The following is a 10,016-nucleotide window of genomic DNA, read 5'->3' on the forward strand; positions in this document are numbered from 1 at the left end:
CGGGGCGCCTAAGATCAAAAGCAGATCAAGATCAAGAGCTACTCGCTTCGCATCGTGGTTAGCGTTGACGGCGTTGGGTCAGTAGCCGACGGTGAAGCGCTGGCGCGAGTGCTTCGGGTTTTCTACTTCATCCAGCATGGCGATGGCGAAGTCGGCAAAACTGATCGAGCTAGTGCCGTCACTGCTCACCAGCAGATCGTCCTTGCCCAGGCGGAATTTGCCGGTGCGCTCGGTGCCGTCGAACAGGGCCGAGGGCGACAGGAAGGTCCAGTCCAGGTCTTTTTCCTGGCGCAGCGTTTCCAGGAAGTCAGCCCCTGCACTGGCTTCAGCTTTATATTCAGCCGGGAAGCCTTCGCTGTCGATCACGCGCCCGCCACCGGGTAACAGCAGCGAACCTGCGCCGCCGACCACCAACAAACGTTTCACACCAGCCTTTTTCACCGGGCCGATCACGGCGCTGGCGGGGAGGGTGGAGAAGTGCGCGGCGCTGATCACCACGTCGCTGCCGCTGATGGCCTGTTGCAAGGCCTCGGCATCCAGGGCATCGGCCTGTTTGACCGTAACGCCAGGGCGCACAGCCAGCTTGTCGGTATTGCGGGCGATGGCGGTCACGGTATGCCCGCGACGCAGCGCTTCTTCCAGCAGTTGGCTACCGGCGCGGCCGGTGGCACCGATGATTGCGATCTTGCTCATGATGTTCTCCAACAGGGTTAGGGTTTAAAACCAATCACCACTTCATTTCGCCCTTGGCGACCTTAGCGCTCAGTTCCAGCGAGCTTTCGTCGGCGAGGGTGGGGTAACGTTTTTTCATGGCCGCAATCAGGGCGGCGGAATCCTTGGCCTTGGCGGTTTCGAGGTCGAAGGCCTTGATGTAATCGGCGGTGAAGGTGACCGAGGCCAGCGACGGCTTGCCCAGGTAATGGCCCGGCACCACGGTGTTCGGCTTCAGGTCTTCAATGCGCTTGAGGGTGGCTAACCAGTCTTTATGGGATTGCGCGCTCTGGGTATCGGCCATCCACACGTGGATATTTTCAGCGACGACCACACCACCGACCACGGCCTTGATCGACGGGATCCACACAAAGCTGCGATCCGGTTGCGGGCCGTCAAGGCCCACCACTTCAAGCTGTTGCCCTTCCAGGGTCAGGCTGTGGCCTTTAAGCACTTGCGGCACAAGGGTCTTGGCCGGTTTGTCGGCGCCCATTTTCGGGCCCCAGAAGGCCAGCTTGTCGGCGACGGTGGCGTTGATATGGTCCACCACTGGCTGTGGCGCCAGCACCTTGGCATCGGGGAAAGCGGCGGTCAGGGTGTCGAGGCCGAAATAGTAGTCCGGGTCGCCATGGCTGATGTAGATGGTGGTCAGGTGCTTGCCGCTGGCACGGATCTTCTGTACCAGCTGCTCGGCTTGGCCTTTGCCGAATTGCGCATCCACCAGGATCGCGTCTTTCTCGCCGCTCACCAGCACCGAGCTGACCGGGAAGATCGCGGCTTCGCCTGGGTTGTACACGTCCAGTTTCAGCTCTGCCGCCGCTGCGTGGGCAGCGAAGGCCAGGGCGGCGGTGGCCAGGGTCAAACGTTTGAAGGTCGAGAACATCGGGGCAGCTCCTGCCATCGGTAAGGGATGCACAGAGCTTAGTTGCATAAAACACGACAAAAAATGCGATGCTGGGACATAGTTTGTTTCTAAAAGCGGGCAAATCATGGATCGTCTTCAAGCAATGCGCGTGTTTGTCACCGTGGTGGACCTGGGCAGCCAATCCGCCGCTGCCGACCACCTGGACCTGTCGCGCCCGGTGGTCTCGCGCTACCTGGCCGAGCTGGAAGACTGGGTGGGCGCACGCCTGCTGCACCGCACCACGCGCAAGCTCAGCCTCACCGCAGCCGGGGGGGAAACGCTACCGCGTTGCCGGCAATTGTTGGATTTGTGCGGGGACATGCAGGCCGCCGTCAGCGAGCCCGACGACGCGCCCCGAGGCCTGTTGCGCCTGAGCGTCAGCACCTCGTTCGGCCAGGCACAACTGGGCGCGGCGATTGCCGAGTACGTCAAGCGCTACCCGTTGGTGACGGTGGATTTGCAGATGCTCGATCGCACGGTGAACCTGGTGGACGAGCGCATTGACCTGGCGATCCGCACCAGCAACGACCTGGACCCCAACCTGATCGCCCGGCGCCTGACCGTATGCCGTTCGGTGGTGTGCGCCACACCGGCTTATCTGCGCGAGCATCCGGCGCCGCAGAAAGTCGAAGACCTGGCCCGGCACAACTGCCTGACCCACTCTTACTTCGGCAAGAGCCTGTGGCATTTCGAAGAAAATGGCGAACACGTGTCGGTGCCGGTCCACGGCAATATCACCGCCAACGAGGCCAGCACGTTAATGCGCGTGACGCTGGCCGGGGCAGGGGTGGCGATGCTGCCCAGTTATCAGGCCGGTGAACTGATCCGCAGTGGAGAATTGGTACGCTTGCTGCCGCACGCCGAGCCACGGCAAATGAATATTTACGCGGTGTACGCCTCACGCAAACACATGCCCTCGGCGCTGCGCAGCCTCCTGGATTTCCTGGTGCTGCGCTTCCCCGAGGAGCCTGTCTGGGACGTCGGGCTGTGAGCTGAAATAAGCGCGCTGAATGGCATCGCATCATGGCAAGTTGACCTATGCTTTAAACAGCACCCTGTAGATCCGTTCAGAGGTCTGTGCCATGAGCATCAAAACCAGAAAGTACCTGACAATTTTCACCCTCTGCGCATTGGCGACAGCGCTGTATGGGACTGCCGCCTATCGCGTCGAGCAAACACGCATGCAGCCGGCGGCGTTCGCCATCAGTTGTCATCAGGACCAATGCGTTCCGCGCACCGGCAGTTTCAGTGCACTCAGGTAGGCTGATCGGCCTTCAGTTGTTCACGAAACGCCTTGGGTGAAAACCCGACCCTGCGGCGAAACAGCCGTGAGAAGTTGGTCGGGTCGGAAAACCCCAGCACCTCGGACATCTCGTTGATGGTCATGCTGGTGTAGGTCAGCAGGCGCTTGGCTTCCAGCAACTGGCGGTCATGCATGATCTGCAACGCCGGCTGCCCACCCAACTCCCGACACGTCCCGTTCAAGTGTGAGACCGAGATACCCAGCTTGTGGGCCAGGTCTTCGATCTTGGGGTGTTCGCGGTAATGCTGTTCGACCAGTTGCGTAAACCGCCGAAAGTACTCGCGACCACGAGGCGCCCGTGGATGGCGGCGTTGGATCGCCTGGCGGCTGACCCATACCAGCAACACGCTGACCAAGGCGTGCAGCATCATGTCCCGTGCCGGTTGGTCATCGGCGTATTCGTCCTGCAAACGCATGAACAGGCTGTTCAAGTAATCGCTGTCCTTGCCCGCCGGGTAACTGCCCAGGGTGTGCAGGCCATCGACGGTAGAGCCCAGTTGCGCCTGCAAGTGGCTGACCAGCGGCGCCGAAAGCGTCACCACGAACCCTTGCACATCCTCGGAAAAACGAAAGCCATGCACGCACAGCGGTGGCAGCACTTGCAGGCTCGACTCATTGAGCGTGGTGCGCTGGCCTTCGATTTCCAGTTGTGCCTGGCCTTTGTGCACATACAACAACTGGCACAGGTCCGCGTGCCGGTGGGGCTGGATTTCCCACTGGTATTCCCGACTGCGCCGGGAAATGGTTTCGCAGTGCAACAAATCGGGAGTCGGCCACTGCTGGCTTTCCCCGTAAAGCTTGAAGACCGGAATCGCGGTTTTGGTCATGGTTTCAATCCGATACTCAGGATAATGGTTCGGTAATCGCCCCGATTGGCGAAAAGCACAGGTTTTGACGCAGTTTTCACCTTCTTATGCGGCTCGCTCAAGTGAAAAATGTCAGCCATAAGAGCAATGACAACTCTTTCACTCCATACGTTCGCGTGAAGCTTGAAGGCCATAAAAATAATGAAAACCCTTAAAACTCAAGTCGCCATTATTGGCGCCGGTCCTTCCGGATTGCTGCTCGGCCAGTTGTTGCACAACGCTGGCATCCAAACCCTTGTTCTAGAGCGCCAGAGCGCCGATTACGTGCAAGGCCGTATCCGCGCCGGTGTGTTGGAGCAGGGCATGGTCGACCTGCTGCGCGAAGCCGGGGTCAGCCAACGCATGGACGCCGAAGGTTTGGTGCACGACGGATTTGACATTGCCCTCAATGGCCAACTTACCTCCATTGACCTCAAGGCCTTGACCGGCGGCCAGTCGGTGATGATCTACGGCCAGACCGAGGTCACCCGCGACCTGATGGCCGCCCGCGCAGCCGCCGGTGCTATCACCCTGTACGAAGCCTCCAATGTTCAGCCCCATGACCTGAAGAGTGAACAGCCGTGGCTGACCTTCGAGCATGAAGGCCAAGCCTATCGCCTGGAGTGCGACTACATTGCCGGCTGCGACGGTTTCCATGGTGTGGCCCGCCAGTCGATACCGGCGCAAGCGCTGAAGGTGTTCGAGCGGGTCTATCCCTTCGGCTGGCTGGGCGTGTTGGCTGATACGCCGCCGGTACACGCCGAATTGGTGTACGCCAAACATACGCGGGGTTTTGCGCTGTGCAGCATGCGGTCGCCGACCCGCAGCCGTTACTACCTGCAAGTGCCGGTCGAAGAGAGGCTGGAAGACTGGGCGGATGAGCGTTTCTGGGATGAACTCAAAAGCCGCCTGCCCAACTCATTGGCCGAACAATTGGTGACCGGCCCCTCGATCGAAAAAAGCATCGCGCCGCTGCGCAGCTTTGTCGTGGAGCCCATGCAGTACGGCCGCCTGTTCCTGCTCGGCGATGCCGCGCACATTGTGCCGCCCACCGGCGCCAAGGGCTTGAACCTGGCGGCCAGTGATGTGAGCACCTTGTTCCGTATCTTGCTCAAGGTGTACCGCGAAGGGCGCCTGGACCTGCTGGAAAAGTACTCGGCAATCTGCCTGCGCCGGGTGTGGAAAGCCGAGCGGTTTTCCTGGTGGATGACCTCGATGCTGCATCAATTCCCACAGGCGGACGCCTTCAGCCAACGCATTGCTGAAAGCGAGCTGGACTATTTCATTCACTCCCAGGCCGGGCGCAAAACCATCGCAGAAAATTACGTCGGCCTTCCTTACGAGCCTATCGAATAGCCTGCTATCGTATCGAGCATTCCCACCGGTGACCGTTGCCTGTGGGCCCTGCTCGAAGGTTCTGCCGTGACACACCTCAATCAGCCCGCTCCAACCGTCCCCGCCGTGCGCAGTATCCTGGTTGCGCTGATGATGGCGATCTTCCTGGGTGCCTTGGACCAGACCATTGTTGCCGTGTCCATGCCGGCCATTTCCGCGCAGTTCCATGACGTCAACCTGCTGGCCTGGGTGATCTCCGGCTACATGGTGGCGATGACCGTGGCGGTGCCGATCTACGGCAAGCTGGGTGATTTGTATGGGCGCCGGCCCATGATGCTGATCGGCATGGGCGTGTTCACCCTGGCGTCGCTGTTCTGTGGCCTGGCGCAAAGCATGGAGCAACTGGTGCTGGCGCGGGTGCTGCAGGGCATCGGCGCGGGTGGGATGGTCTCGGTGAGCCAGGCGATCATTGGCGACATCATTGCTCCCCGCGAGCGTGGGCGTTATCAGGGCTATTTCAGCAGCATGTACGCGGTAGCCAGCGTGGCCGGGCCGGTGTTGGGCGGCTATATGACCGAGTACCTGTCGTGGCGCTGGGTGTTTTTGATCAACCTGCCACTGGGCGCCGGCGCCTGGTACGTGGCCCATCGCACCCTGGTGGGGCTGCCGGTGCCGCAGCGCAAGCCCATCATCGATTACCTCGGCACGGTGCTGATGATCATCGGCCTGACCGCCTTGTTGCTGGGCATCACCGAAATCGGCCAGGGCCATTCATGGCGTGACGATCAAGTGCTGGGGCTGCTGGCCTGCGCCCTGCTGGCCTTGAGCGCGTTTGTGTGGCACGAACGCCGCGCGCGCGAACCGCTGCTGCCGATGCACTTGTTTGCCAATCGTAGTGCGGTGTTGTGCTGGTGCACGATTTTCGTCACCAGTTTCCAGGCGATTTCCCTGACCGTGCTGATGCCCCTGCGTTACCAGACCGTGACCGGTGCCGGTGCCGACAGCGCGGCCCTGCACTTGCTGCCCTTGGCGATGGGCCTGCCGATGGGCGCGTATTTCGCCGGGCGCATGACCTCGGTGACCGGCCGCTACAAACCGATGATCCTCAGTGGTGCGTTGTTGAGCCCCCTGGCGATTCTCGGCATGGCCTACAGCGCGCCCCAGGCGGTGGCGTTTACCGCGATCTTCATGCTGTTGAGCGGCATCGCCTCAGGCATGCAATTTCCCACCTCGCTGGTGGGCACACAGAATTCGGTGGAGCAACGGGATATTGGTGTGGCCACCAGCACCACCAACCTGTTTCGCTCCCTGGGCGGGGCAGTGGGCGTGGCCTGCATGTCGGCGCTGCTGCTGGCGCTGCTCCAGGATTCCAATTTCGCTCACCTGGCCAGCGGTGCGCTGGCCGCTGAAGGCCGTTCTGGCAATGCACTGCTCGACGGCCTCAACGCCGCACCCGGCCCGGCGCAGGATGCGTTGCGCGGCGAGTTGGCGGTGACGTTCCGGCATTTGCTGATGGTGAGTGCTGCGGTGTCGCTGCTGGGGTTGGCGGCTGCGATAGCGATGCCCAACCGAGTGCTGCGTGGCCGTGAAGACAAGGCCCAATAACGATCGCCCTCTGTAGGAGCGAGCTTGCTCGCGAAAAACGTCAACGATAACGCGGGCTTTCTGAGTGAACGCGGCGCCTTTGAGTTTTTCGCGAGCAAGCTCGCGCCTACAAAAAAGCGCTGCCCCCGCCCACCGTTTTATTGCAGTTCAAATCTTGGATCAGGGGCTGTAGTAACCCACCGCTACCATGAAATGCCCGCTCTTGCGCACATACGCATGCTTGTTCTCGACCTTGCCCGTCACCGGGTTTTTCCAGCGGTATTTGTATTCGCCCTGGTCCTGTTCGGCCATCATCTTGAGGATCGGCACACCCACCGGTTTGCCATCCGGGTCCTTGATCTTGGCGAAATCGGTGTTGATCAGGCGCAGGTTGGTGCCGTGGGCGACGTAGCGCCGGGTGTTCAGGTCCACCACGAATACGTAGAGATCATCTTGCAGGAAGCCGCCCTGCAAAGAGTTGATCGCCTTGAGCGTGCCGGTTTCGTCCTTGACCAACGCCTCCACCGCTTTGTTACGCAGCGCCCGTGCCTGTTCCGGGGTGGCGCGCGGCAAGTAATAACCGACTGCCAGGATGCGTTCGCCCACCCGCTGATAAAACACATGCTTGTGTTCGACCTTGCCGTCATTCCAGTTCTGCCAGCGATAGTCAGCCTGCTGGATACCCTGGCCTTCCGGCACGCTCAAGGCTTGTTTGAATGAGGCTTGCAGGTCGGGCCCGAGCACCTCGGACACGTCGCGACCGATCAGCGCGGAGGAGGGCCCGCCACTGGCCAGCAGCACGCCTTTTGTATCGACCACAAACACATAGCGGTCCTGGTCGATGAACTCGCCCTGACGGCTGAAGGCGGCGAAGGCCTTGTCACCTTGCTTGTGGTAGTACGCCAAGGCCTTTTCCAGCAGGGCCTTGGCGGCTTGGGCATCCGCTTCCTGTGCCGTTGCGGCATGCACCTGGCTGCAACACAACAGCAGCAGCCAGGTGAATCGGAGCAGTCTCTTCATTGACCCGTCCCTCGTTCTTGTTGGTGTGCCAAGAGCGTAGACGGTTGGCGGCAAATCAGAAGGGTTTAGTTGGCAGGTATTTACCGTCCAGGGTGATGACCGCACGGGAGCCGCCGTCCGGGTCTTCGACTTTCTTGAGATCGAGCTTGAAGTTGATGGCGCTGATGATGCCGTCGCCAAACTGCTCATGCACCAGGGCCTTGAGGGTGGAGCCATAGACCTGCAGCATTTCGTAGAAACGGTACATGGTCGGGTCGGTCGGCACACCGCTTGGGAAACTGCCGCGCAGGGGCACGCTTTGCAGCAGGCGGCTGGCGTCCTCGTCGAGGCCGAGCTTACCGCACACGATGTCGGCCGCCTCCTTGGGCAGCGGGTGCTGGCCGAGCAGCGCGGCGGTGACGAACGCCAGGCTCAGCCCGGTGCCGTCGGTGAGGTCCTGCCACGACAGGTTTTTGCGTGCCTTGAGGTCGATAACGGTGTCGGCCAGGGCCAGGCGTGGGGTTTGGGCGAATTGGGATTGCAACATGATGAGGTCCTCTTGGGTTGAATAAGGTTCAGGCGGCGTGGGCGCGGGTGCTGGGGTGGTCGAGCAGGGAGACGAAGCGCCCGGTGTGCCCGTCCAACGCGTCAATGCCGCCGGTTTCGATGTCGTACACCCAGCCATGCAGGTTCATCCGGCCTTGTTCCAGCGCCAGGGCGACCGAAGGGTGGGTTTTGAGATTAGCCAGTTGGGCGACCACGTTTTCACGCACCAAGGCATCCAGGCGGGCAGCGTCCGAGGCATGTGTGCGGGCGGCATTGATCACTTTGGCCGACTCGGCATGGCGCAACCAGTTGGCTACGGCGGGCAGGTGGTCCAGGCATTTGCAGGTGGAAATCGCAGTCATCGCGCCGCAGTCTGAATGCCCGCAAATCACAATGTCGCTGACGCCCAGCACCGCCACGGCATATTCGACCGTGGCCGACACGCCTCCCGGCTCCGGGCCGTAGGACGGCACTATGTTGCCGGCGTTGCGGATGACGAACAGATCACCGGGTTCCTGCTGGGTCAACAGCTCGGGGACTACGCGGCTGTCAGAGCAGGACACGAACAAGGTGCCGGGGTTTTGCGTGGTCGCCAGGTGTTTGAACAAGTCACTGCGAGGGGTAAAGGCTTCACGTTGGAATTTGCGAAAGCCGTCGATGAGATGTTGCATGGTGGTTCTCCTTGCGTCGCTGATGGGGCAAGGATGGAAGTTTTCGGCTATAGCGTCCAAGACCGGTTTATGATGCTGTCTATAAGCTATGCCTATAGTTGGAGCGCTGCCCATGCTGTTGCGTCATATCCGTTACTTGCTGGCCGTTGCCGAGCATCGCAACTTCACGCGGGCTGCCGAGGCGCTGCACGTGTCGCAACCGACCTTGTCGCAGCAGATCAAGCAACTGGAAGAAAACCTGGGCGCGCCACTGCTGGATCGCACCGGGCGCCGCATCAGCCTGACCGACGCGGGGCAGGCGTACGTACGCTATGCGCGCTTGGCCTTGCAGGATCTGCAGGCCGGCACCCGTGCGATACACGACGTGCAGGACCTGCGCCGAGGGCACTTGCGCCTGGCCATGACGCCAACCTTTACCGCCTACCTGATCGGTCCTCTGCTGGCGCGGTTCTATGCGTTGTACCCCGGCATCACCCTGAGCATCGAGGAACTGACCCAAGACCGTATCGAAGCCGCGCTGGGGGAGGACCTGCTGGATATCGGCATCGGGTTTACTGGCGAGCATGGGGTGGAGATCGACTGTGAGGCGCTGTTTGTCGAAGAGCTGAGCCTGGTCGTCAGTGCCAGTCATCCCGAACGCACACAACCGGCCTGGCTCGAACAGCCTCTGGTGCTGCTGAACACTGGCTTTGCCACCCGCCGCTATATCGACGATTACTGCCACCGGCAAGGGGTTAAACCGCAGATTGCCATGGAGGCCAATTCCATCAGTGCGATTATCGAGATCGTACGCAGCACGCCCCTGGCAACTATTTTGCCCCGGGCATTGGCCGAGGCTCAGGCGGGCCTGCGTGCCGTGGCGATCGAGCCTGCGTTGCCGCAGCGCACTGCGGCCTTGTTGAGCCGCAAGGGGGGGTATCGCAGTGCTGCGTGTGCGGCGTTTGTGGCGTTGATCAAGGGGTAAGACCTGGCAGCCTGCGCTTATCTACCTGGCACCCCGCGGTCAAACTGTGGGAGCGGGCTTGCTCGCGAAGGCGGCCTAACATTCAACACAGTTGGGCCGGGTACATATCCGTTATTTAGGTAACGGCCACTTAGGGTTCCGCCCTGACGGCGGC

Annotated in this window: 11 protein-coding genes; 5 read left to right on the forward strand and 6 right to left on the reverse strand. The window is 61.1% G+C overall.

Annotated elements, in window-relative coordinates; all coding sequences use genetic code 11:
• Positions 1-78: 78 nt before the first annotated feature.
• On the reverse strand, positions 79-693 hold the full coding sequence (locus A7K61_RS29310; protein ID WP_044273486.1) for an NAD(P)-dependent oxidoreductase: 615 nt from the start codon (positions 691-693) through the stop codon (positions 79-81).
• Positions 694-727: 34 nt separating this feature from the next.
• A complete protein-coding gene (locus tag A7K61_RS29315; protein ID WP_044273487.1) occupies positions 728-1,594 on the reverse strand; it encodes an MBL fold metallo-hydrolase in 867 nt (288 codons plus the stop codon).
• Positions 1,595-1,700: 106 nt separating this feature from the next.
• Between A7K61_RS29315 and A7K61_RS29320 the strand changes: the two genes are divergently transcribed.
• Both A7K61_RS29320 and A7K61_RS31965 read left to right on the forward strand, forming a co-directional pair.
• Positions 1,701-2,606, forward strand: a complete 906-nt coding sequence (locus tag A7K61_RS29320; RefSeq protein WP_044273488.1) for a LysR family transcriptional regulator — start codon at positions 1,701-1,703, stop codon at positions 2,604-2,606.
• Positions 2,607-2,697: 91 nt separating this feature from the next.
• Positions 2,698-2,877 carry a hypothetical protein gene (locus A7K61_RS31965; RefSeq protein ID WP_003189580.1) on the forward strand — a complete coding sequence of 60 codons (180 nt, stop codon included), beginning with the start codon at positions 2,698-2,700 and terminating at the stop codon, positions 2,875-2,877.
• Here the strand turns inward: A7K61_RS31965 and A7K61_RS29325 are convergent.
• Positions 2,870-3,745 (reverse strand): helix-turn-helix domain-containing protein, encoded by an 876-nt coding sequence (locus tag A7K61_RS29325; protein WP_069558920.1) that lies wholly within the window; start codon positions 3,743-3,745, stop codon positions 2,870-2,872. The two genes, A7K61_RS31965 and A7K61_RS29325, sit on opposite strands and share 8 nt — an antisense overlap.
• Positions 3,746-3,925: 180 nt before the next feature.
• Here A7K61_RS29325 and pobA point away from each other — a divergent pair, with 180 nt between their 5' ends.
• Both pobA and A7K61_RS29335 read left to right on the forward strand, forming a co-directional pair.
• Positions 3,926-5,119 carry a 4-hydroxybenzoate 3-monooxygenase gene (gene pobA, locus A7K61_RS29330; RefSeq protein WP_069558921.1) on the forward strand — a complete coding sequence of 398 codons (1,194 nt, stop codon included), beginning with the start codon at positions 3,926-3,928 and terminating at the stop codon, positions 5,117-5,119.
• A 66-nt stretch (positions 5,120-5,185) separates the two neighbouring features.
• Positions 5,186-6,703 carry an MDR family MFS transporter gene (locus tag A7K61_RS29335; RefSeq protein WP_171905508.1) on the forward strand — a complete coding sequence of 506 codons (1,518 nt, stop codon included), beginning with the start codon at positions 5,186-5,188 and terminating at the stop codon, positions 6,701-6,703.
• Positions 6,704-6,862: 159 nt separating this feature from the next.
• Here A7K61_RS29335 and A7K61_RS29340 read toward each other — a convergent pair whose 3' ends face one another.
• Genes A7K61_RS29340 through A7K61_RS29350 form a run of 3 tightly spaced genes read right to left on the reverse strand, consistent with a single transcriptional unit; the run spans position 6,863 to position 8,898 of the window.
• On the reverse strand, positions 6,863-7,702 hold the full coding sequence (locus A7K61_RS29340; RefSeq protein WP_044273492.1) for a cache domain-containing protein: 840 nt from the start codon (positions 7,700-7,702) through the stop codon (positions 6,863-6,865).
• 55 nt (positions 7,703-7,757) lie between these two features.
• Positions 7,758-8,228: a cyanase gene (gene cynS, locus A7K61_RS29345; RefSeq protein WP_044273493.1), complete on the reverse strand. Its 471-nt coding sequence runs from the start codon at positions 8,226-8,228 to the stop codon at positions 7,758-7,760.
• Positions 8,229-8,256: 28 nt separating this feature from the next.
• Complete coding sequence (locus tag A7K61_RS29350; protein ID WP_003189587.1) at positions 8,257-8,898, reverse strand: carbonic anhydrase; 642 nt, start codon at positions 8,896-8,898, stop codon at positions 8,257-8,259.
• A gap of 112 nt (positions 8,899-9,010) precedes the next feature.
• Between A7K61_RS29350 and cynR the strand changes: the two genes are divergently transcribed.
• The gene (gene cynR / locus A7K61_RS29355; protein WP_047710315.1) at positions 9,011-9,862 is read left to right on the forward strand and encodes a transcriptional regulator CynR; all 852 of its coding nucleotides are present in this window, start codon (positions 9,011-9,013) and stop codon (positions 9,860-9,862) included.
• Positions 9,863-10,016: the final 154 nt, after the last annotated feature.

The sequence above is a fragment of the Pseudomonas sp. AP42 genome, from assembly GCF_001728935.1.
Classification (GTDB): Bacteria; Pseudomonadota; Gammaproteobacteria; order Pseudomonadales; family Pseudomonadaceae; genus Aquipseudomonas; species Aquipseudomonas lactis.

Excerpts from the sequence above, each read along its gene's own strand:
- A7K61_RS29310 (WP_044273486.1), bottom strand. The coding sequence starts at position 693 with ATGAGCAAGATCGCAATCATCGGTGCCACCGGCCGCGCCGGTAGCCAA.
- A7K61_RS29315 (WP_044273487.1), bottom strand. The coding sequence starts at position 1,594 with ATGTTCTCGACCTTCAAACGTTTGACCCTGGCCACCGCCGCCCTGGCC.
- A7K61_RS29320 (WP_044273488.1), top strand. The coding sequence starts at position 1,701 with ATGGATCGTCTTCAAGCAATGCGCGTGTTTGTCACCGTGGTGGACCTG.
- A7K61_RS31965 (WP_003189580.1), top strand. The coding sequence starts at position 2,698 with ATGAGCATCAAAACCAGAAAGTACCTGACAATTTTCACCCTCTGCGCA.
- A7K61_RS29325 (WP_069558920.1), bottom strand. The coding sequence starts at position 3,745 with ATGACCAAAACCGCGATTCCGGTCTTCAAGCTTTACGGGGAAAGCCAG.
- pobA (WP_069558921.1), top strand. The coding sequence starts at position 3,926 with ATGAAAACCCTTAAAACTCAAGTCGCCATTATTGGCGCCGGTCCTTCC.
- A7K61_RS29340 (WP_044273492.1), bottom strand. The coding sequence starts at position 7,702 with ATGAAGAGACTGCTCCGATTCACCTGGCTGCTGCTGTTGTGTTGCAGC.
- cynS (WP_044273493.1), bottom strand. The coding sequence starts at position 8,228 with ATGTTGCAATCCCAATTCGCCCAAACCCCACGCCTGGCCCTGGCCGAC.
- A7K61_RS29350 (WP_003189587.1), bottom strand. The coding sequence starts at position 8,898 with ATGCAACATCTCATCGACGGCTTTCGCAAATTCCAACGTGAAGCCTTT.
- cynR (WP_047710315.1), top strand. The coding sequence starts at position 9,011 with ATGCTGTTGCGTCATATCCGTTACTTGCTGGCCGTTGCCGAGCATCGC.